The organism is Dietzia sp. PP-33, assembly GCF_033790845.1.
In the GTDB taxonomy this organism is placed as follows: domain Bacteria; phylum Actinomycetota; class Actinomycetes; order Mycobacteriales; family Mycobacteriaceae; genus Dietzia.
The window spans coordinates 378,876-399,374 of the sequence record NZ_JAMYEI010000004.1 but is presented as its reverse complement, the minus strand read 5'-3'; the positions used below and the strand labels follow the sequence as shown (position 1 = coordinate 399,374).

Here is a 20,499-nt window from a genome sequence, read left to right as displayed (position 1 = left end):
ATGGGGTTGGGGGCCGGGGGGGGGTATGGGGTGGGGATGGGGGGCATGGGTGCGGGTCGGGGTGTGACGGTCAGGTGTGCCGGAGCCCAGGGTCAGGCCACGATCCAGGGGCCGGACCGGAGTGAGTCGGCGGTGACCACCCCGCGCAGGGCCTCGACCGAGTCCGCGCCCGGCGGCCCCCCGAGCGACGCGACGAGCTGAGCGACGACCGACCTCGTCGTCGTCCCCTCCTTCGCCAGATCGGACAACGTCACCGCGCCGTCCCGCTTGGCCAGGCGCTCCCCGGCGGCGTTGACGGCCAGCGGTACGTGGACGTACTCCGGCCGGGGCAACCCGAGGAGTGCGGCGAGGTAGGCCTGGCGGGGGGTGGAGGGCAGGAGATCCTCGCCGCGCACGACCTGGTCGACGTCCTGGCCGGCGTCATCGACGACGACGGCGAGGTTGTACGCCCACACGCCGTCGCCGCGTCGCAGCACCACATCGTCCACAACACCTGTATAGGAGCCGTGGACGGCGTCGTGGACGGTGAGCTCCCGCACGTCGGCACGCAGACGCAGGGCCGGCACCCGACCGGGCCCGAGAGCCTCGCGGCGCAGTGCCCGCTCGGCGTCGGGGAGGTCGCGGCAGGTGCCGGGGTAGGCGCCGGGCGGGGAGTGCGGGGCGCGCGCGGCCTCGGCGATCTCGCGGCGGGAGCAGTAGCACTCGTAGACCAACCCACCGTCGGCCAGGCGATCGGCAGCCGCTGCGTAGGCGTCCGAGCGCGCGGACTCCCACATGATCTCGCCGTCCCAGTCGATCCCGATCGCGGCCAAATCGGCGAGTTGGCGATCGGCCACGCCGGGGCGGGCGCGGGCGGTGTCGAGGTCGTCGACCCGCATACGGAACGCACGGCCGGAGGCGCGGGCCAACACCCACGCCACCACCGCTGTGCGCAGGTTGCCCAGGTGCAGGTCGCCCGAGGGGCTGGGCGCGTACCGGCCGGCGCCGCGGGGTGAGGTGCTGGCGGGGGATTCCACGCCCTCAGGGTAGGCCGCGCGTGCGGGGAGACGGTCGTGGCGGGGAAGTGCCGGGCGCGGCGGGAGGTGCCAGACTGGGCGGCATGAACGCAGACGCCGACAACACCCGCCCCGACGCCGATGACAAGACCCGACTGACCGAGGACCAGATCGCCGAGGGTCTGGCCGACCTGCCCGGCTGGGCGTTCTCCGAGGGCTCGCTGACCTACACCGCGGTGTGCGAGACGCCGCAGGCCGCGATCAACCTGGTCTCGGCGATCGGCCAGGCCGCCAACTCGCAGGACCACCACCCGGACCTGCTGTGGAGCTACGACGAGGTGACCCTGGACCTGCGCAGCCACGACGTCGACGGGGTGACCAGGCGGGACCTGCGACTGGCCCGGTCGGTCTCGGCGCTGTCCGGGGAGTTCGACGCCACCCCGCTGGGCATGGACGCCGACGGCTGACCTACGGCGCAACCCGCCTCGCCGCCTCGCCGCCTCGCCTCCCCGCCGCCCTGCCGCACCTCCCGCCTCGCCGCCCCGCCGCCCTGCCGCCCCGCCGAGTGGGCGCGAATGCGGGAATCGGCGCCGGGTCTCCTGGGGAAACGTGATCGCAAGTGACCGCTCGGCGGCGCTCGGCGCTCGTTCGGCGGCGGTCGGGGGACCTCCCGACCAGCTACCGGGCGAACCCGGCGGCGGCCTCCGAGAGGTCGAGCAGCGGCTGCGGCGCGATCCCCAGCGCCAGCGTGACCACCACAGTCACCGCGACCACCGCCAGCGTGACCGGGCGGCGGGCGAACGCCACTTCGGAAGTACCGGGACCGCCGAGACCGGAGCCGTCCGCGCCAGAGACGCCGGCACCGTCGTCGCGGAAGAACATGATCACGATCACGCGCACGTAGAACGAGGCAGCGATCGCGCTGGTGAGCACACCGATCACCACCAGGGTCACCGCGCCCCCGGCCACGGCGGCGGAGAACACCGCGAACTTGGCGATGAACCCGCTGGTCAGCGGGATGCCCGCCAGCGCGAGCAACAGCAGGGCGAACGCGCCTGCCACGAGCGGCTGGCGGCGGCCGAGCCCGGCCCAGGCCTGCAGGTCGGTGATCTCGGCGCCGTCCGGGTCGCGGACCAGCCCGGCCACGGCGAACACTCCCACGGTGCTCACCGCGTACGCCGCGAGGTAGAACAACACGGCGGAGGTCCCGGCAGCCGGCGGACCGAGCACCCCGGTGAGCAGGAACCCGGCGTGTGCGACGGAGGAGTAGGCCAGTAGGCGCTTGACGTCGTTCTGGGTGACGGCGACCACCGTGCCGACGATCATCGTCAGCGCCGCGATCACCCAGAGCACGGGTGCCCAGTCGGCCTCGAGGCGGGGAACGGCGGTGTGGAAGAAGCGCAGGATCGCGCCGAACGCGGCGAGCTTGGTCCCGGCGGCCATGAACGCGGTGATCGAGGTGGGCGCGCCCTGGTACACGTCCGGGGTCCAGGTGTGGAACGGCACGGCCCCGACCTTGAACAGCAGGCCCACCGACATCATCGCCATACCGATCAGGATCAGCGAGCTGCTGCCCTCGGCCGCGACCACGGCCGCGATGCCGCCGAACTCGACGGTCCCGGCATAGCCGTAGATCAGCGCGGCGCCGTAGGCGAAGATCGCCGAGGAGAACGACCCCAGCAGGAAGTACTTGACCGCGGCCTCCTGAGAGAGCAGCCGCCGCCGACGGGCTATGCCGCACATCACGTACAGCGGCAGGGACAGCACCTCGAGCGCGATGAACAGGGTGATGAGGTCGTTCGCGGCGGGGAACAGCATGAGCCCGCCCGTGGCGAACAGTGCCAGGGGGAACACCTCGGTCTGGGACACGTCCGCGCGCTCGGCCTCGCGTTCGGCGTCGCCGCCCGGGGCAAGGGCGGCCTGGGGCGCGAAGCCCGCGAGCACCGGACGACGTGCCTGCGCCGCTGCGCCCGCCGACGCCCCGGCCACGCCTGTTGACGCCCCCACCGCGGCACCTGCGGACACGCCGGCCCGCGACCGCTCGCCGATGAGCAGACCGGCCCCGATCGCCACGATGACCGTGGCCCCCTGAAGAAACAGCGACGGCCCGTCCACGGCCACCGCGCCACCGGCCGTCACCAGCCGCGTTCCGGCGAGCATCACCACCGTCACCAGCGCCGCGACGAGCCCGCCGAGGTACAGGACCATCTGCACGGCGTAGCGGTGCCGGGCGGGGGCGAACGCCTCGACCAGTACGGACACGATCGCCGCGCCCAGCACGACGAGCAGCGGCAGGAGCGAGGAGTAGGCGATGTCCGGGGTCATCGGGTGGCACCTTCCACGTGGGCGACGGTCGTGGCGACCGCCGGATCGATCACGTCCAGCGCCGGTTGCGGGTAGAAGCCCAGCACGATCAGTGCCACGACCAGCGGCGCCAGCACCACGCGCTCGCGCGTCGACAGGTCGGGCGTGGACCGCAGCCCCGACGCGACGGGCCCGCCCATGACGCGCTGGTAGGTCCAGAGGATGTAGACGGCCGCCAGGACGAACGTGGCCGTCGCCAGCACCGCCGCCACCGGGTACACCTCGAACGTGCCGACGAACACCAGGAACTCGCTGATGAACGGGGCCAGCCCGGGTAGCGAGAGGGTTGCGAGCCCGGCGATGAGGAACACCCCGGCGAGCACGGGCGCCACCTGCTGCACGCCGCCGTAGTAGCCGATCTCGCGGATCCGGTGCCGCCGGACGAGGAACCCGGCCACGAGGAACAGCGCGGCCGTGGCGAGGCCGTGGTTGACCATGTACAGCGTCGACCCGGCCGCCGACTGCTCGGTCGCGGCGAACACGCCCAGCACGATGAACCCGAAGTGGGAGATGGAGGCGTACGCGATGAGCCGCAACAGGTCGGTCTGGGCGATGGCCATGAGTCCGCCGTAGACGATGCTGATCACCGCCAGCGTCACCATCACCGGCGTCGCGGTGGCCGCGGCCTCCGGGAACAGCGGCAGGCTGTAGCGCAACATCGCGAAGGTGCCGACCTTGTCGACCACGGCCATCATGAGCACGGCGGAGGCGGGGGTCGCGGCGACGGCGGCGCCGGGCAGCCACGTGTGGAACGGCCACAGCGGCGCCTTGATCGCGAACGCCAACGTGAACCCGGCGAACAGCAGCAGCATCGCGCCGGGTGGGATCTGCAGGCGCCCGTCGGCGACGGCGTCGGTGATGAGGCGGTAGTCGAACGTGCCGCGGCCGTCGGGCCCGATCCCGGCCCGGTCGGTGTACATGTAGAGCCCGAGGACCGCGGCGAGCATCACGAGCCCACCGAGCAGGTTGTAGATGAGGAACCGGACGGCCGCCTTCGCCCGGTCGGCTCCGTCCGGACCACTGCCGGACTCGCCGGCGCCCAATCCGCCTGTGCCGAAACCCCCTGTGCCGAAACCACCGATGAGGAAGTACAGCGGGATGAGCATCGCCTCGAACGCCACATAGAACAGCAGCACGTCCAGGCTCGTGAAGGCCACCAGCGCGAGCCCCTGCGTGGCGAGCATCAACGCGGGGTACGCCTGCGAGCGCCGACCGTTCGGAACGGGGCCGTCGGCACCGGGCGCGTCGGTGTCGTGCCACCCGGCCAACAGCAGCAACGGCATGAGCGCCGCGGTGAGCAGCACCAGCACCAGAGCGACCCCGTCGAGCCCGAGCGAGTACGTGGCACCGAACGCGGGGATCCACGGCCGCGACTCGACGAACTGGTGGGTCTCGCCCCCCGGATCGAATCCGACCGCCAGCGCGACGGCCAACACCAGGACGATCAGGGATGTGGCCAGGGCGAGGGGCCTGGCCGCGCGGCGCGCGCTCACGGGGAGGACGACGACGACGAGGGCGCCGATCAGGGGCGTGAGCCACAGCGCGGTGAGCAGTCCGGGGCCGGTCACAGCGCACCTCCGCCCAGCATCGCCGCGATCACCAGAGCCGCGCCGATCAGCATGTACAGCGCGTAGGAGCGGGTGAGTCCGGACTGCAGGAGTCTCGTCCGGGCGGACAGCTCCCCGATGGCGGTGCCGACGCCCGTCGCCGCACCGGCGACGACCCGGCGGTCGACCACCTCGGTGCCGGCGACCAACGCTCGGCCGGGCCGCATGAACACCGCCTCGTTGAGGTCGTCGGCGTACAGGTCGCGCCGCGCGGCCCGGGTGAGCGTCGAGCCGGCGGGAGCGATGGTCGGAATGGCGCTACGGGCGTAGCGGCTAACGGCGAGGGCGATCCCGGCGGCCACCACAATGAGCGAGGCGGCGGTGACCAGCCACACCGGCAGCACGTGCTCGGGATGGTGATCGCCGACGACCGGCGCCAGCCAGTCCTGCAGGCGCCCGCCGATCGCCAGCAGGGCGCCGGAGAGCACGGACCCCACCGCGATCGCGATCATCGGTGCCGTCATGGTCGCCGGCGACTCGTGGGGGTGCGCGCCGTCCGCCCAGCGCTCGGGCCCGAAGAAGGTCAGGATCATCACGCGGGTCATGTAGAAGGCGGTCAGGCCGGCGCCGAGCAGGGCCACCGCCCCCAGCAGATAGCCGATCGGCGAGCCCCCGCCCTGATCGAACGCCGCGGAGATGATGCCCTCCTTGGAGTAGAAGCCGGCGAACGGCGGGACGCCGATGATCGCGAGGTACCCGATGCCGAAGGTGAGATAGGTGATGGGCATGACCGCGCGCAGGGCACCGTAGCGCCGCATGTCGACCTCGTCGTTCATCCCGTGCATCACCGATCCCGCGCCGAGGAAGAGGCCGGCCTTGAAGAAACCGTGGGTGAGCAGGTGCATGATCGCCAGCGCGTATCCGGCGGGTCCGAAGCCGGCGGCCATGACCATGTATCCGACCTGGCTCATGGTGGAGGCGGCGAGGACCTTCTTGATGTCGTCCTTGGCGCAGCCGATCACCGCCCCGAACAGCAGCGTCACCGCGCCGACCGCGATCACGGCGGCCCGTGCCGTCGGGGTGGCGTCGAAGATCGGGTTGGAGCGGGTGATGAGGTAGACGCCCGCGGTGACCATGGTCGCGGCGTGGATGAGGGCCGACACCGGGGTGGGGCCCTCCATGGCGTCTCCGAGCCAGGACTGCAGCGGGACCTGCGCGGACTTGGCGCACGCACCCAGCAGCAACAGCAGCCCGAGCGCGGTGACCAGGCCGGAGCTCACCGCCGCGCCGCCGGCTCCTGCGCCACCGCCCCCGCCGCCGATCGCCGAGAACACACCCTCGTAGGACAGCGTGCCCAGCTGGGTGGCCATGACCATCAACGCCACGCCCAGGCCGATGTCACCCACCCGGTTGACGAGGAACGCCTTCTTGGCCGCGGTCGCGGCGGACGGCTTGTGCTGCCAGAACCCGATGAGCAGGTACGAGACCAGGCCGACGCCCTCCCATCCCAGGTAGAGGCCGAGGAAGTTGTCGGCCAGTACCAACAGCAGCATCGCGGCGAGGAACAGGTTGAGGTACGCGAAGAACTTCCGCCGTGCCGGGTCGGCGGCCATGTACCCGATCGAATAGACGTGGATGAGCAGGCCGACGCCCGTGACGAGGAGGACGAACACCATGGACAGCTCGTCCAGGCGTAGGCCGAAGTCCACGGTGAGGTCGCCGACCGAGACCCAGGTGAACAGGGTCTGCCCCGCGGCGCGGTCACCCGCCTCACGGCCGGCCATGGCGACGAACTGCCACGCCGCCACGGCGAACGCGGCCAGGGCCGTGCCGCAGCCCAGCAGGTGGCCCCACGCGTTCGCGCGGCGACCGAGTAGCAGCAGGATCGCCGCGCCGAGCAGCGGTAGTGCGGGGATCAGCCAGAGCGCGGGCGCGGTGACGGCCGGGGCGAGGGCGGCTGCGGTCGTCGTCGTCATCGTCGTCGTCCCCCTAGTACCTGAGCAGGCTGGCGTCGTCGACGGACGCCGATCGGCGGGAGCGGTAGATGGCCATGATGATCGCGAGGCCGATCACGACCTCGGCGGCGGCCACGACCATGATGAAGAACGCGAACAGCTGGCCGGTGACGTCACCGTGCATCCGCGCGAACGCCACCAGCGCGAGGTTGGTGGCGTTGAGCATGAGCTCGATGCACATGAACAGCACGATCGCGTTGCGCCGCAGCAGGAACCCGGCCGCGCCGATGGTGAACAGTACGGCCGAGAGGTACAGGTAGTACTCGGGGTTCACGGCCGCGCACCTCCGTCCGGTCGGCGGGTGTCGCCGGCCCCGAGCTCGTCCCGGGCCGCGGAGTCACGGGCTGCGGTGTCGCGGGCATGGCGCCGCAGCACCTCGCTCACCGAGTCGGGGGCGTCGGAGCCGTCGGGCAGCCGGGCGGGCATGTCGGCGGAGTTGCGGCGCGCGTACACGCCGGAGCTGGGCAGCGGGGTCACGCGGGCGGTGTCGTCGGCCTGCCAGTCGAGGAAGCGCTGCTCGGACATCTCCCGCTGGGTCAGGCGTCCGGTGAAGCGCTCGCGGTGCGCCAGGACCATCGCGCCGAGGGTGGCGATGATGAGCAACACCCCGGTGAGTTCGAACGCCCACACGTGCCGGGAGAACAGCAGCTCGGCCAGCGCGGGGACGTCGGAGTAACCGGGGGCGAAGCCGGCGAACGGTGGCAGCTGCGCCCGCGCCAGGCCGGTGGCCAGGAGGATGCCGAAGCCAAGGCCCGCGACGATCGCCGCCACCCGGTGCCCGCGGATGCGCTCGACCAGCGAGTCCGAGGACTCGACCCCGATGAGCATCACCACGAACAGGAACAGCATCATCACGGCGCCGGTGTAGACCACGATCTGGCCCACGCCCAGGAACACCGCGCCCTGTGCGATGTACAGCACGGCGAGCGAGATCATCGTCGCGGCCAGGCACAGTGCCGAATAGACGGCCTTGGTCGCCGAGACCACGCCGAGTGCCCCGACCACGGCGACGGTGGCCAGCACCCAGAACAGGACGGACTCCCCGGTGGTCACGAGGACCCCTCGTACGGCTGGCCCTGCTCGGGCGCGGATCCGGTGATCTCCCCGCGGTAGTAGTCGAAGTGGTCGGCGCCCGGGTACATCTCGTGCGGTGCGGGGACCATCCCGGCGAGCATCGGCCCGAGCAGGTCGTGCTTCTCGTAGATGAGGTCGGCGCGGTTGTCGTCGACCATCTCGTAGTCGTTGGTCATGGTCAGCGCGCGGGTGGGGCAGGCCTCGATACACAGGCCGCAGCCGATGCAGCGCAGGTAGTTGATCTGGTAGATCCGCCCGTAGCGTTCGCCGGGCGAGAACCGCTCCTCGTCGGTGTTGTCGGCGCCCTCGACGTAGATCGCGTCCGCGGGGCACGCCCACGCGCACAACTCGCAGCCGATGCACTTCTCCAGCCCGTCGGCGTAGCGGTTGAGCTGGTGCTTCCCGTGGTAGCGGGGCGCGGTGGGCACCTTCTCCTCCGGGTACTGCTCGGTGTGGGCCTTGCGGAACATGGTTCCGAACGTCACGCCGAACCCGGCGAGTGGTTCGAGGAACCTGGGCACCCTAGACATGGCGGGCCTCCTGACTCTGGGCGGTGTCGGCAGGCGGGGAGGAGTCGAGCGCCGCGCGCTGGTGGGGGAGGGGTGGGACGGGGAACCCGCCGGCCGTGGGATCGAAGGACGAGGGGTCGACGTGCGTGCCGTGGGTGGGGGACGCAGGCGGGGAGTCGCCGCGGACGGGCGTGGCGCGGGCGCTGTGTGAGCGGGCGCTGTGGGAACGGGATCTGTGGGATCGGGCGCTGTGTGAGCGGGAGCTGTGGGAACGGGATCTGTGGACGACGACGATGAGAGCCACCGCGACCAGGCCCGCGATCACCATGGCGGGCGTGAGCAGCGCGGACTCGGCACCCACGACCACCCGGATGGTGGCCACCGCCATGACCCAGGCCAGCGAGACGGGGATGAGTACCTTCCAGCCGAAGGCCATGAACTGGTCGTAGCGCAGTCGCGGGAGAGTGGCCCGCAGCCACATGAACAGGAACATGAAGGCCCACACCTTGACGACGAACCACAGCAGCGCCCACCAGCCGGAGTCGGCACCGTCGATCAGCGAGAACGGCAGGGGCGCCTGCCAGCCACCGAGGAACAGTGTGGCCGCCAGGGCCGAGACGGTGGTCATGTTGACGTACTCGGCGAGCATGAACATCGCGAACCGCAGCGAGGAGTACTCGGTGTGGAACCCGCCCACGAGCTCGCCCTCGGCCTCGGGCAGGTCGAAGGGGGCGCGGTTGGTCTCGCCCACCATGGAGATCACGTAGATGACGAACGACGGTGCCAGCAGGAAGACGAACCACACCTGGGACTGGGCCGCGACGATCCCCGAGGTCGACATGGTGCCGGCGAAGAGGAACACGCCCACGAAGGACAGCGCCATCGCGATCTCGTAGCTGATCACCTGCGCCGTCGAGCGCAGTCCGCCCAGCAGCGGGTACGTCGACCCGGAGGACCAACCGGCCAGCACGATCCCGTACACGCCGACGGAGGTGACGGCGAGGATGTAGAGCACGCCCACGTGAAGGTCGGTGAGCTGCAGCGGTGTGGAGTGCCCGAAGACCGAGACCACGGGACCGAACGGGATCACCGCGAACGCCATGAACGCCGGGATCACCGCGATGACCGGGGCCAGCAGGAACACGGGCTTGTCGACCCCCGCCGGCATCAGTCCCTCCTTGAGCGCGATCTTGACGCCGTCCGCGAGGCTCTGCAGGATGCCGGCGGGACCGACCCGGTTGGGTCCGATGCGCATCTGCATCCACGCCAGGATCTTGCGCTCCAGGTAGATGGCGGCGAGCACCGTCACCACGAGGAACACGAAGACCGCGAGCACCTTGGCCAGCATCAGCCACCACGGGTCGACGCCGAAGGCGGACAGGTCGGCGTGGGTGCCGGACGGGGTGGTCATGACGCCACCTCCCCGGCGCCGATCCGGACGACATCCCCCGCCGCGGCTGCGAGCGTGGCGTTGACGGTCGTCCCGGGCGAGTTCTGCGGCAGCCACACCACGCGGTCGGGCATCTCGGTGACGGCGCAGGGCAGGGTGATGGCGCCGCGCTCGGTGGAGACGGTCACCGGGTCGCCAGCGGCCACCCCGATCTCGCGGGCGGTGGTCGGTGACAGGCGGACCACGGGGGAGCGGGCCGTCCCGGCCAGGTGCGGCTCCCCGTCCTGCATCCGCCCCGAATCCAGCAACATCCGCCAGGTGGCCAGGATCGCCCGCCCATCCGCTCCCGTCGATGGACGCGCGCCTGCGCTTCGGCGGGGGCGGGAGTGCATCTGCGGGAGCGGATGCGTGCCGGCGGGTGGGCGCAACCCGAGGGCCTCGTCCACGGCCGACATCTCGCGGCGCACGGACTCCACGTCGTTCAGTCCGAACCAGGCGCCGGTCTCCTCGGCGACCGCGTTCAGGACGCGGTGATCAGGCATCGCATCGGTGCCGGTCAGCGCGGCGGCGAAGGGGCGCTCGCGGCCCTCCCAGGTGAGGAAGGTGCCGGCCTTCTCGGCCACGGGGGCGATCGGCAGGACCACATCGGCGCGGTCGGTGATCTCGCTGCGGCGCAGTTCGATGCTCACCACGAACCCGGCGGCCTCGATCGCATCCAGGGCGGCCCGGGGGTCGGGGAGGTCGGCGGCCTCGACCCCGCCCACCAGCAGCGCGGTCAGCTCCCCGGACGCGGCGGCCCGGAGTTGCTCGTCGGTGGAGCGGCCCGGCGCGGTGGGCAGGTCCTCGCACCGCCAGAGTTCAGCGAGCGCGCTGCGGGCGGCGTCGTCGGTGACGGGCGCGCCCCCGGGCAGTAGGCCGGGCAGGCAGCCCGCCTCGAGGGACCCGCGTTCACCCGCGCGGCGCGGGATCCACGCCAGGCGCGCGCCGGTGGCGTCGGCGAGGGCGGCCGCGGCGGTGAGCCCGCCCGGGACCGCGCCGAGTCGCTCGCCGACAAGGATCACCGCCCCGGGCTCGCGGAGCAGCGTGGGCAGGGCGCCGTGGGTGGGGTCGGCGTCGCCCCGGTCCGAGAGGGCGCGGTCTGAGGGGTCACGATCTGAGGGGGCACGGTCTGAGGAGTCTGGGTCGGAGGGGGCGGGGTCGGCAGGGTCGACGGCGAGGGCGTTCAGCACCTCGGGTTCCGCCCCGGGGACGGTGGGCAGCAGGGCGGCGCGCGTCTTGCGGACCGCCGGTGTGGCGAAGGGGGCGATCGAGAAGACCCTCAGCCCGTGGTCGCGCGCGGCCCGGCGCAGACGGAGGAAGACGATGGGCGACTCCTCCTCGGGATCGACACCCACGATTAGCACCGTCGGGGCGGTCTCGAGGTCGGCGTAGGTGACGTCCCGCCGGCCGACGACCCGCTCGGCGAGGAACTCAGCCTCCTCCGACGAGTGGTGGCGGGCCCGGAAGTCGACGTCGTTCGTGCCGAGTACCGCGCGGGCGAACTTGGCGTAGGCGTAGGCGTCCTCGGAGGTGAGGCGGCCTCCGGCCAGGACACCGGCGCGACCGCGTGCGGCGGACAACCCTCGCGCGGCGGTGGCGAGCGCAGTGCTCCACGGGACCGGTACCAGGCCGCCGTCCAGGCCGCGGACCATCGGGGTGGTGATGCGGTCGCGTTGCGTGGCGTAGGTGAACGCCCAGCGGCCCTTGTCGCAGTTCCACTCCTCGTTGACCTGCGGATCGTTCCCGGCCAACCGGCGCAGGACCTTCCCGCGCCGGTGGTCCGTGCGCTGCCCGCAGCCGCTGGCGCAGTGTTCGCAGACCGCGGGACTGGAGACCAGGTCGAACGGGCGCGCGCGGAAGCGGTACGCCGCCCCGGTGAGCGCGCCGACCGGGCAGATCTGCACGGTGTTGCCGGAGAAGTACGACTCGAACGGCTCGCCGCCGTAGACGCCCACCTGTTGCTGGGAACCGCGCTCCATCAGGTCGAGGAACGGGTCGCCCGCGATCTGGTCCGAGAAGCGGGTGCACCGCGCGCACATCACGCAGCGTTCGCGATCGAGCAGGACCTGCGACGAGATCGCGATGGGCTTGGGGAACGTCCGCTTGACCTCGGTGAACCGGGAGTGGCCGTGGCTGCTGGAGAGCGCCTGGTTCTGTAGCGGGCACTCGCCGCCCTTGTCGCAGACCGGGCAGTCCAGCGGGTGGTTGATGAGCAGCAGCTCCATCACCCCGCGCTGGGCCTTGTCCGCGATCTCGGAGGTGAACTGGGTGCGCACCACCATGTCCTCGGTGACCGGGGTGGTGCAGGAGGTCACGGGTTTGGGCGCGCCCTCGACCTCGACGATGCACTGGCGGCAGGCGCCGGCCGGTTCGAGCAGCGGATGGTCGCAGAAGCGCGGGATCTGGACCCCGATGCGCTCGGCGGCACGGATCACCAGGGTCCCCGGGGGCACGGAGATCCGGTGACCGTCGACGGTGAGGGTGACCAGGTCGTCTCTATCGGTCATCGGGCCACCTCCTCGGTCCGGGCGAAGACGGTGGATCTGCCGTGGTCGAAGGGGCAGCCGTCCGGGACGTGGGCCAGGTACTCGTCGCGGAACAGCGCGATGGAGGAGATGATCGGGGCGCCCGCCGCGTCCCCGAGCGCGCAGAACGACTTCCCGACGATGTTGTCCGAGATGTCGAGCAAGCGGTCCAGGTCGTCAGCCGTGGCGCTGCCGTCCTCGAGCCGCCGCATGATCTGCACCAACCAGAAGGTGCCCTCCCGGCACGGGGTGCACTTGCCGCACGACTCGTGGGCGTAGAACTCCGACCAGCGCAGCACGGCCCGCACCACGCAGGTGGTGTCGTCGAAGATCTGCAGCGCCTTGGTGCCGAGCATGCTGCCCTCGGCCGCGCAGCCCTCGTAGTCCAGCGGCATGTCCAGCTGGGCGTCGGTGAGGATCGGGGTGGAGGAGCCGCCGGGGGTCCAGAACTTGAGGGTGTGGCCCGCACGGACGCCGCCCGCGAGGTCCAGGAGCTCGCGCAGCGTGATCCCGAGCGGCGCCTCGTACTGGCCGGGGCGGGCCACGTGGCCGGACAGCGAGTACAGCGTGAACCCGGGGGACTTCTCCGACCCCATCGACCGGAACCACTCGGGGCCGTGCTGCAGGATCGCCGGGACGCTGGCGATGGACTCGACGTTGTTGACCACCGTTGGACAGGCGTAGAGGCCGGCGACCGCCGGGAACGGCGGACGGAGGCGGGGCTGTCCGCGCCGCCCCTCCAGGGAGTCCAGGAGAGCGGTCTCCTCGCCGCAGATGTACGCGCCCGCACCGGCGTGGACGACGAGCTCGAGGTCGACTCCGCTCCCGAGGATGTCGCGGCCGAGGTAGCCGGCCTCGTAGGCCTCGGCGACCGCCACCTGCAGGCGGCGCAGGACAGGCACCACCTCGCCGCGGAGGTAGATGAACGCATGGGAGGCGCGGATGGCGTACGCGGCGATGATGATGCCCTCGATGAGCACGTGCGGCGTGGCGAGCATGAGCGGCATGTCCTTGCAGGTGCCGGGTTCGGACTCGTCGGCGTTGACCACCAGGTAGTGCGGCTTGGCGGCGGGGCCGGATCCGGCCCCGCCCTCCTCGCCGGTCTCCTGCGGGATGAAACCCCACTTGCGGCCGGTGGGAAAACCCGCGCCGCCGCGGCCGCGCAGTCCCGCGTCGAGCACGGTGGAGATGACCTCGTCCGGCCCGGTGGCCAGGGCTTTGCGCAGGCCCACGTACCCGTCGTTCGCCAGGTAGGTCTCGAGGGTCCAGCTCCGCGGGGCGTCCCAGTAGCGGCTGAGGTAGGGGCTGAGAGGCATGTCAGGCCTCCTCGGAGGGGCGTGCGGGGATCGGGGTGTCGTGAGAGTCGGTCTGCGGTCCAGCGGGCGCCCGCATCCCGCGGTCGCGGGCGGTGCGTAGACCGGCCAGCGTGGGCCCTCCCGGCGCGCCGTCGTTCGCGCCGGGACGGGTGTCGGGGAAGCCGGCGAGGATCCGCGCGGTCTCGCGGAAGGTACACATCGGGGCGCCACGGGTGGGGGTCACCGGTCGCCCGGCGCGCAGGTCGTCCACCACCTGCCGGGCCGAGGACGGGGTCTGGTCGTCGAAGAACTCCCAGTTGACCATCACCACCGGGGCGTAGTCACAGGCCGCGTTGCATTCGATGTGCTCCAGGGTCACCCGGCCGTCATCGGTGGTGCCGGTGCCGTCCAGGCCCAGGTGCTCGGCGAGGGATGCCAGGATCTCGTCGCCGCCCATCACCGCGCACAGGGTGTTGGTGCACACCCCCACCAGGTAGTCGCCGGTCGGCGTGCGGCGGTACATCGAGTAGAACGTGGCGACCGCCATCACCTCCGCCCCGGACAGGCCGAGCACCCGGGCGCAGAACTCGATCCCGGCAGGGGTGATGCAGCCGTCCTCGGCCTGGACCAGGTGCAGCAGCGGCAGTAGCGCCGACCGGGCCTGCGGGTAGCGGGCGACGATCTCCCGGGCGTCGTCGGACAGGCGCTGCGCGGTGTCGTCCGGGTACCGCTGCCGGGCGCCGGGGCGGAGGATCGCGCCCGGCTCGTCGGGCTTCTGACCGAATTCCAGGAAGACCGGTTCGCCGCTCATCGGTCCACACCCCCCATCACGGGATCGATACTGGCGACCGAGGCGATGACGTCCGCGAGCATCCCGCCCTCGCACATCGCCGCCACTGCCTGCAGATTGGTGAACGACGGGTCGCGGTAGTGGACCCGGTACGGGCGCGTGCCGCCGTCCGAGACCATGTGCACCCCCAGCTCGCCGCGGGGCGACTCGACCGGCACGTACACCTGTCCCGGGGGCACTCCGAACCCCTCGGTGACCAGCTTGAAGTGATGGATGAGGGCCTCCATGGAGCCGTCCATGATGTGCCGGACGTGCTCGGCGGAGTTGCCCAGTCCGTCGGGTCCCACCTTGAGCTGGGCGGGCCACGCGATCTTGGGATCGTCCACCATGACGGGCCCGGGTTCGAGCCGGTCCAGACACTGCTCGACGATCTTCAGCGACTCCTTCATCTCGTCCACGCGGACGGCGAACCGGTCGTAGCAGTCGCTGCCCGTCCCGGTCACCACGTCGAACTCGTAGGTCTCGTAGCCGCAGTAGGGGTCGGTCCGGCGCACGTCGTGGGGCAGGCCGGTGGCGCGCAGCACCGGGCCGGTCACCCCGAGGGCCATGCACCCGGTCAGGTCGAGGTAGCCCACGTTCTCGAGCCGCATCTTCCAGATCGGGTTCTGTCGCAGCAGCAGTTCCATCTCGCGGATGCGCCCTGGCATCACCTCGAGCAACTCGCGGACCTTGGGCACCGCCTCGTCCGGCAAGTCCTGGACCACCCCGCCGGGCCGGACGTAGGCGTGGTTCATCCGCAGACCGGTGATGACCTCGAAGACGTCCAGGACCAGCTCCCGCTCGCGGAACCCGAACAACATCGGGGTACTGGCGCCGAGCTCCAGGGCGCCGGTAGCCAGGGCGACCATGTGCGAGGAGATCCGGTTGAGCTCCATTAGCATCACCCGGATGACCGACGCCCGCTCCGGTATCCGGTCGGTGATCCCGAGCAGCTTCTCCACCCCGAGGCAGAAGGCGACCTCGTTGAACATCGGCGCGAGGTAGTCCATCCGCGTGACGAACGTGACGCCCTGGGTCCAGTAGCGGTACTCGAGGTTCTTCTCGATGCCGGTGTGCAGGTAACCGATGCCGCAGCTCGCCCGGGTGACGGTCTCCCCCTCGATCTCCAGGATCAGCCGCAGCACCCCGTGGGTGGACGGGTGCTGGGGGCCCATGTTGACCACGATGCGGTCGTCGTCGGCCCTGCGCGCGGCGTCGCTGATGGCATCCCAGTCCTGTCCGGACGCGGTGAGGACGGTGTCGGAGTCTGCGGCGCGGCGGGCGCGGGCGTGATCGGCCATCAGCTGTAGGCCCTCCGCTGGTCCGGGGGCGCGATGGTGGCGCCCTTATACTGCACCGGGATGCCGCCGAGCGGGTAGTCCTTGCGCTGCGGGTGACCCTCCCAGTCGTCCGGCATCTGGATCCGGGTGAGCGAGGGGTGGCCGTCGAAGAGGACGCCGAAGAAGTCGTACGTCTCGCGCTCGTGCCAGTCGGTCGTCGGGTACACCCTGGTCAGGGACGGGATATGCGGGTCGGCGTCCGGGGCGGACGTCTCCAGCAACACCCGGCGGTTGTGGGTGATCGACTGGAGTGGATAGACCACGTGCAGTTCGTGGCCGGTGGAGTCGGGGTAGTGGACCCCGCTCGCGCCCAGCGACATCTCGAAGCGCAACGCGGGGTCGTCCCGCAACGTCAGCGCGACCGTCGGCAGGTGCTCACGCCTGATGTGCAGGATCAGCTGGCCGAGGTGGTGCACGATCGACTCGACCGCGTCGTCGAAGCCCGGCCCGTCCTGCGAGTCCAGTGCGGACCGGAGCGCGGCGACCACCTCGTCGTCGTCCTCCTCTCCCTGGGGTGACCGGGCGTCGCCCGGCATCTCGACGGGGCGCACGAGCCCGCCGAAGCCGGAGGTGTCACCGGAGCCGCGCACCCCGAACATGCCGTGGCGCACGCCGACGGTGGTCGTATCTGTACCGTCCGGGCCCGCGGCGTCGTGGGCATCGGTTGCGGCCGGCCGTCCGGCGTCCGAGCGGTCGGGAGCAGCAGGGGCCCCGTCGCGGTCGGAGGAGGGACCGTCGGAGGACGAGGAGCGGCCGGTCACCGGAACATCCCCTCGACCGGGATGAGCGGGCGTTGGTCCAGGGCCGCCTGCTCCGCGGCGCGGATGGCCTCGGCGCGGTTGGCGCCGAGCGGCATGTGCTGGATCTTGTCGTGCAGGGTGATGATCGCGTGCATGAGCATCTCCGGCCGGGGAGGGCACCCGGGCAGATAGATGTCCACGGGCACCACGTGGTCCACGCCCTGGACCACCGCGTAGTTGTTGAACATCCCGCCCGAGGAGGCGCACACGCCCATCGCCAGCACCCACTTGGGCTCGGCCATCTGGTCGTACACCTGGCGCAGGACCGGGGCCATCTTCTGGCTGACCCGGCCGGCGACGATCATCAGGTCGGCCTGGCGCGGGGAGGCCCGGAAGACCTCGGTGCCGAACCGGGCCAGGTCGTAGCGGCCGCCGCTGGTGGCCATCATCTCGATGGCGCAGCACGCCAGCCCGAAGGTGGCGGGCCAGAGCGAGCCCTTGCGCATGTACCCCGCGAGTTGCTCGACCGTGGTCAGCAGGAACCCGCTCGGTACCTTCTCTTCCAGTCCCATGGCGTGTGCTCCGTCCTGTCCCGGGTCAGTCCCAGCTCAGTCCGCCCCGACGCCACTCGTAGGCGTAGGCGACGGAGACGTTGAATACGAACAGGGCCATCGCGGCGAGCCCGAACAGGCCGAGGTTGTCGAAGTGGACGGCCCACGGGTAGAGGAAGAGGATCTCGATGCCGAAGATGATGAACAGCATCGCGGTGAGGTAGTACTTCACCGGGAACCGTCCGCCCCCGACCGGCTGCGGGGTGGGCTGGATGCCGCACTCGTAGGCCTCGAGCTTGGCCCTGTTGAACCGGCTCGGGCCGGCCAGCGAGGAGACGAAGGAGGAGAAGACGGCAAAGGCGACGGCGACGGCCCCGAGGGCCAGGATCGGCACGTACTCGTTCATCACGTCACTCCTCGCGCGTTCCTCGAGAAGGCACCTGTGGGCGCACCTCTCCTGCAACCGCACGGGAACCGGACGACCGGGTGTGGTGGGTTCTCAGCCGGCCCGGATCCCAGGCGGGCCGGACGGTGTCCGTCCCGCGACTGTGACTTTACTCACAACTCTTTGACGGATGTCTGGAGTTTCGCAGAGTCGGCTTTCCGGCCCGTCAGCCCGCTCCGAGGAGTACGGTCACGGCCTCGCGGAGCCGCAGAGGGTCGATCGGGTGGGGGACCGCCGCGTCCGCGCGGGACCAGTCGGCCAGCCATCTGTCGTCGGGCCGGCCGGTGAGCACGAGGATCGGCGGGCAGGTGTCCAACTCGTCCCGGAGTTGCTTGGCCAGTCCGAGCCCGCCGGTGGGGGCGGCCTCGCCGTCGAGGATCGCCAGACCGACGCTCCCGGCGTCCATGTGTTCGATCACCACCGGGGCCGTGGCGACCTCGGTGAAGTGCAGGCGGGGCAGGTCGGGGTGCGGGCGCGTACCCAGTGCGGACATGACGCGGCTGCGGGTCCCGGCATCGTGGCTGTAGACGAGCACGCGCAGCTCCACGGCCGGACTGGTGATCTCGGTCACCTGCGCGATGCTACCGAGCGGGACGGGGTGCCCGTGGCGTGTGCGGTGGATGGAAGCACTGTTGCCCGATCGAGGGTGCGCAGTGTGGGACGCGGAGCGTGGTCCGGCAGACACGTACGTGTCGGCATGAACCGCACCGGGCGACCCCGCTGGTTGCTGGACGAGGTCGGCAGCGCCGGCCGGGAGGATCTCCCGCTGACGCCGAGGAGCGGTTGGACGCGTGGTGCTCCTCCGCGCCGGAGGTGATCTTCGCGCAGTATGTGCTGCGTCGACCCACCGGCTGACGGCCCGCCCCGAAATGACGAATCCCGCCCGGGGAAGAGTCTGCACTCCCACGGACGGGATCGTCGCGGCGGAGGATAGGGGATTTGAACCCCTGAGGGGCTATAAACCCCAACCCGCGTTCCAGGCGAGCGCCATAGGCCACTAGGCGAATCCTCCGTGGACGACAGTACCCAGCGCGGGCAACCACTGGCAAACCGACCACGGATCTCCGGCCGCATCGCGGGCGGGCGTGCGGCTGCGGACACTGCACGGTTAGACTCGTACCCGGACCCCGCGCGGCGTCCATCCTGTGAACTCCCCCAGGGCCGGAAGGCAGCAAGGGTCAGCGGGCTCTGGCGGGTGCGCGGGGTCCCTTTACGTCTGGGCACCAATGCCACCCACGTTGTCGATCCCCCGGAGGCCATGATGGCGCTGTCCGATCTCTCCGCCGACGAACTCGCCCGACTCGAGTCGGAGCTCGGCTCCGAGTACGACTCCCTCGCCGATCGCGGCCTGTCCCTGGATCTGACCCGTGGAAAGCCCTCGCCCGAGCAGCTGGACCTCTCCGAGCGGCTCCTGTCGTTGCCGGGGGAGGGCGATCACCTGGCCGGCGGGACGGATGTCCGCAACTACGGCGGCGGGGCGGGTCTGCCCGAATTGCGGTCGATCATGGCGGACCTGCTCGGCGTGGACGCCGGCCGGGTGATCGCACAGGACAACGCGAGCCTGTCGATCATGTACGACCTGGTGACGTTCTCCATGATGTTCGGCACCCCCGACTCGGAACGAGCGTGGAAGGACGAGCCGAAATTGCGGTGGCTGTGCCCGGTCCCCGGATACGACAGGCACTTCAACATCACCGAGGCCCTCGGGATCGAGATGATCCCGGTCGCCCTGGACGAGGGCGGACCGGACATGGACCAGGTGGAGTATCTCGTCTCCACCGACCCGTCGATCAAGGGCATGTGGTGCGTGCCGATCTACTCCAACCCGACCGGCACCGTCTACAGCGATCACACGGTGTCCCGGCTGGCGCGGATGGCCACCGCCGCCCCGGATTTCCGGGTGGTCTGGGACAACGCCTACGTGGTGCACACGTTGACCGAGGACTTCCCCAAGGTCCCCGACGTGGACTCGCTCGCCGCCGAGGCCGGACACCCGAACCGCTTCCTGCAGGTGTGCTCGACCTCCAAGATCACCTTCGCCGGGGCGGGCGTGTCGTTCCTGTCCTCCTCGAGGGAGAACCTCGACTGGTACCTGGGGCACACCGGAAACCGGTCGATCGGGCCCAACAAGGTCAACCAGTTGGCCCACGCGCGCTTCTTCGGCGACGCCGACGGGGTGCTCGGCCACATGCAGAAGCACCGCGAGATCGTGGCACCCAAGTTCGAGGCGGCCGCCGCCGCGTTGGAGCGGCGGCTCGACCGGTACGACGTGGCCCACTGGACGCGCCCCGAGGGCGGGTACTTCATCGATCTCGAGGTGCCGGACGGCACCGCCACGGAGACCGTCCGGCTGGCCAAGGAGGTCGGGGTCTCGCTGACGCCGGCGGGGTCGGCCTATCCGTACGGTCAGGATCCCGACGACCGGCACATCCGTCTGGCGCCCACCCTCCCGCCGCTGCGGGAGGTCGAGACGGCCATGGACGTGGTGGGGCTGTGCGCGCTGCTGGCCGCGTGCCGTGCAGCCCTGCTCACGGTGTAACACCCTCGCCCCGGTCGTTATAGCGGCTAACCATCCGGATTCCCCTCGGCGGACCGTCGTGGTGGCACCCGGAACGCCGTGCTCACCTGCGGGGGTGTCCGAAACGTGATCTGTACCACGTTCCCAAATCGTGGACGTGGCGGTCCGCGGTGTGACGAGGCCCCTGACGTGCACGAATGTGGACACGTGTTCTGTTGAGCAATAGTCAACAAATGGTGGACCTTGATAGCCGCAGGTCAGTCTGGTTGTATCTGAGCCGTCCGGGCTGCGAAAGCGTCGGGCGCCGGAGGCAGCTGAGGGGC

General features: G+C 70.9%; 18 protein-coding genes, 1 tRNA gene and 1 other RNA gene. 3 read left to right on the top strand and 17 right to left on the bottom strand.

The annotated features are described in order from the left end of the window. Positions 1–92 precede the first annotated feature (92 nt). Entirely contained in the window at positions 93–1,016 is a 924-nt protein-coding gene (gene gluQRS, locus NJE57_RS09975; protein WP_319028236.1) for a tRNA glutamyl-Q(34) synthetase GluQRS, read from the bottom strand. A gap of 83 nt (positions 1,017–1,099) precedes the next feature. On the opposite strand from gluQRS, the gene NJE57_RS09970 reads away from it, so the two are divergent. Beyond that, on the top strand, positions 1,100–1,462 hold the full coding sequence (locus tag NJE57_RS09970; protein WP_319028235.1) for a 4a-hydroxytetrahydrobiopterin dehydratase: 363 nt from the start codon (positions 1,100–1,102) through the stop codon (positions 1,460–1,462). A gap of 211 nt (positions 1,463–1,673) precedes the next feature. Here NJE57_RS09970 and nuoN read toward each other — a convergent pair whose 3' ends face one another. The 16 genes from nuoN to NJE57_RS09890 all read right to left on the bottom strand — a co-directional run bounded on the left by nuoN (position 1,674) and on the right by NJE57_RS09890 (position 18,670). After that, entirely contained in the window at positions 1,674–3,320 is a 1,647-nt protein-coding gene (gene nuoN / locus NJE57_RS09965) for an NADH-quinone oxidoreductase subunit NuoN (protein ID WP_319028234.1), read from the bottom strand. Continuing rightward, positions 3,317–4,927, bottom strand: coding sequence for an NADH-quinone oxidoreductase subunit M (locus tag NJE57_RS09960; protein WP_319028233.1), 1,611 nt, complete (start codon positions 4,925–4,927; stop codon positions 3,317–3,319). The genes nuoN and NJE57_RS09960 overlap by 4 nt, the downstream gene beginning before the upstream one ends. Continuing rightward, entirely contained in the window at positions 4,924–6,882 is a 1,959-nt protein-coding gene (gene nuoL / locus NJE57_RS09955; RefSeq protein WP_319028232.1) for an NADH-quinone oxidoreductase subunit L, read from the bottom strand. Before nuoL ends, NJE57_RS09960 begins: the two co-directional genes overlap by 4 nt. Before the next feature lie 13 nt (positions 6,883–6,895). Further along, positions 6,896–7,195 carry an NADH-quinone oxidoreductase subunit NuoK gene (gene nuoK / locus NJE57_RS09950; protein WP_096906211.1) on the bottom strand — a complete coding sequence of 100 codons (300 nt, stop codon included), beginning with the start codon at positions 7,193–7,195 and terminating at the stop codon, positions 6,896–6,898. After that, positions 7,192–7,974, bottom strand: coding sequence for an NADH-quinone oxidoreductase subunit J (locus NJE57_RS09945; protein ID WP_319028231.1), 783 nt, complete (start codon positions 7,972–7,974; stop codon positions 7,192–7,194). Before NJE57_RS09945 ends, nuoK begins: the two co-directional genes overlap by 4 nt. Beyond that, on the bottom strand, positions 7,971–8,516 hold the full coding sequence (nuoI, locus tag NJE57_RS09940) for an NADH-quinone oxidoreductase subunit NuoI (protein WP_319028256.1): 546 nt from the start codon (positions 8,514–8,516) through the stop codon (positions 7,971–7,973). Before nuoI ends, NJE57_RS09945 begins: the two co-directional genes overlap by 4 nt. Position 8,517: 1 nt before the next feature. Then, a complete protein-coding gene (nuoH, locus tag NJE57_RS09935) occupies positions 8,518–9,915 on the bottom strand; it encodes an NADH-quinone oxidoreductase subunit NuoH (protein ID WP_319028230.1) in 1,398 nt (465 codons plus the stop codon). After that, a complete protein-coding gene (locus NJE57_RS09930) occupies positions 9,912–12,440 on the bottom strand; it encodes an NADH-quinone oxidoreductase subunit G (RefSeq protein WP_319028229.1) in 2,529 nt (842 codons plus the stop codon). Before NJE57_RS09930 ends, nuoH begins: the two co-directional genes overlap by 4 nt. After that, complete coding sequence (gene nuoF / locus NJE57_RS09925) at positions 12,437–13,774, bottom strand: NADH-quinone oxidoreductase subunit NuoF (RefSeq protein ID WP_319028228.1); 1,338 nt, start codon at positions 13,772–13,774, stop codon at positions 12,437–12,439. The genes NJE57_RS09930 and nuoF overlap by 4 nt, the downstream gene beginning before the upstream one ends. 1 nt (position 13,775) lies before the next feature. Continuing rightward, positions 13,776–14,564: an NADH-quinone oxidoreductase subunit NuoE gene (nuoE, locus tag NJE57_RS09920; protein WP_319028227.1), complete on the bottom strand. Its 789-nt coding sequence runs from the start codon at positions 14,562–14,564 to the stop codon at positions 13,776–13,778. After that, entirely contained in the window at positions 14,561–15,883 is a 1,323-nt protein-coding gene (gene nuoD, locus NJE57_RS09915; RefSeq protein WP_319028226.1) for an NADH dehydrogenase (quinone) subunit D, read from the bottom strand. The genes nuoE and nuoD overlap by 4 nt, the downstream gene beginning before the upstream one ends. Continuing rightward, the gene (locus NJE57_RS09910) at positions 15,883–16,683 is read right to left on the bottom strand and encodes an NADH-quinone oxidoreductase subunit C (protein ID WP_319028225.1); all 801 of its coding nucleotides are present in this window, start codon (positions 16,681–16,683) and stop codon (positions 15,883–15,885) included. Before NJE57_RS09910 ends, nuoD begins: the two co-directional genes overlap by 1 nt. Further along, positions 16,680–17,234: an NADH-quinone oxidoreductase subunit B family protein gene (locus NJE57_RS09905; RefSeq protein ID WP_319028224.1), complete on the bottom strand. Its 555-nt coding sequence runs from the start codon at positions 17,232–17,234 to the stop codon at positions 16,680–16,682. The genes NJE57_RS09910 and NJE57_RS09905 overlap by 4 nt, the downstream gene beginning before the upstream one ends. Positions 17,235–17,259: 25 nt before the next feature. Continuing rightward, positions 17,260–17,619 carry an NADH-quinone oxidoreductase subunit A gene (locus NJE57_RS09900; RefSeq protein WP_319028223.1) on the bottom strand — a complete coding sequence of 120 codons (360 nt, stop codon included), beginning with the start codon at positions 17,617–17,619 and terminating at the stop codon, positions 17,260–17,262. Between the two features lie 205 nt (positions 17,620–17,824). Then, a complete protein-coding gene (locus NJE57_RS09895) occupies positions 17,825–18,151 on the bottom strand; it encodes a hypothetical protein (protein ID WP_319028255.1) in 327 nt (108 codons plus the stop codon). Between the two features lie 431 nt (positions 18,152–18,582). Then, positions 18,583–18,670, bottom strand: a tRNA-Ser gene (locus NJE57_RS09890). Positions 18,671–18,776: 106 nt separating this feature from the next. On the opposite strand from NJE57_RS09890, the gene ffs reads away from it, so the two are divergent. Further along, positions 18,777–18,873: signal recognition particle sRNA small type (gene ffs / locus NJE57_RS09885), an RNA gene on the top strand. 46 nt (positions 18,874–18,919) lie between these two features. Then, a complete protein-coding gene (locus NJE57_RS09880) occupies positions 18,920–20,197 on the top strand; it encodes an aminotransferase class I/II-fold pyridoxal phosphate-dependent enzyme (protein WP_319028222.1) in 1,278 nt (425 codons plus the stop codon). The last annotated feature ends 302 nt before the right edge of the window (positions 20,198–20,499 follow it).

Coding starts and splice junctions, on each gene's coding strand:
- nuoH (WP_319028230.1), bottom strand. CDS start 9,915: ATGACCACCCCGTCCGGCACCCACGCCGACCTGTCCGCCTTCGGCGTC.
- NJE57_RS09880 (WP_319028222.1), top strand. CDS start 18,920: ATGGCGCTGTCCGATCTCTCCGCCGACGAACTCGCCCGACTCGAGTCG.
- NJE57_RS09900 (WP_319028223.1), bottom strand. CDS start 17,619: ATGAACGAGTACGTGCCGATCCTGGCCCTCGGGGCCGTCGCCGTCGCC.
- nuoN (WP_319028234.1), bottom strand. CDS start 3,320: ATGACCCCGGACATCGCCTACTCCTCGCTCCTGCCGCTGCTCGTCGTG.
- nuoE (WP_319028227.1), bottom strand. CDS start 14,564: ATGAGCGGCGAACCGGTCTTCCTGGAATTCGGTCAGAAGCCCGACGAG.
- NJE57_RS09905 (WP_319028224.1), bottom strand. CDS start 17,234: ATGGGACTGGAAGAGAAGGTACCGAGCGGGTTCCTGCTGACCACGGTC.
- NJE57_RS09970 (WP_319028235.1), top strand. CDS start 1,100: ATGAACGCAGACGCCGACAACACCCGCCCCGACGCCGATGACAAGACC.
- nuoL (WP_319028232.1), bottom strand. CDS start 6,882: ATGACGACGACGACCGCAGCCGCCCTCGCCCCGGCCGTCACCGCGCCC.
- nuoD (WP_319028226.1), bottom strand. CDS start 15,883: ATGGCCGATCACGCCCGCGCCCGCCGCGCCGCAGACTCCGACACCGTC.
- NJE57_RS09930 (WP_319028229.1), bottom strand. CDS start 12,440: ATGACCGATAGAGACGACCTGGTCACCCTCACCGTCGACGGTCACCGG.
- NJE57_RS09895 (WP_319028255.1), bottom strand. CDS start 18,151: ATGTCCGCACTGGGTACGCGCCCGCACCCCGACCTGCCCCGCCTGCAC.
- nuoF (WP_319028228.1), bottom strand. CDS start 13,774: ATGCCTCTCAGCCCCTACCTCAGCCGCTACTGGGACGCCCCGCGGAGC.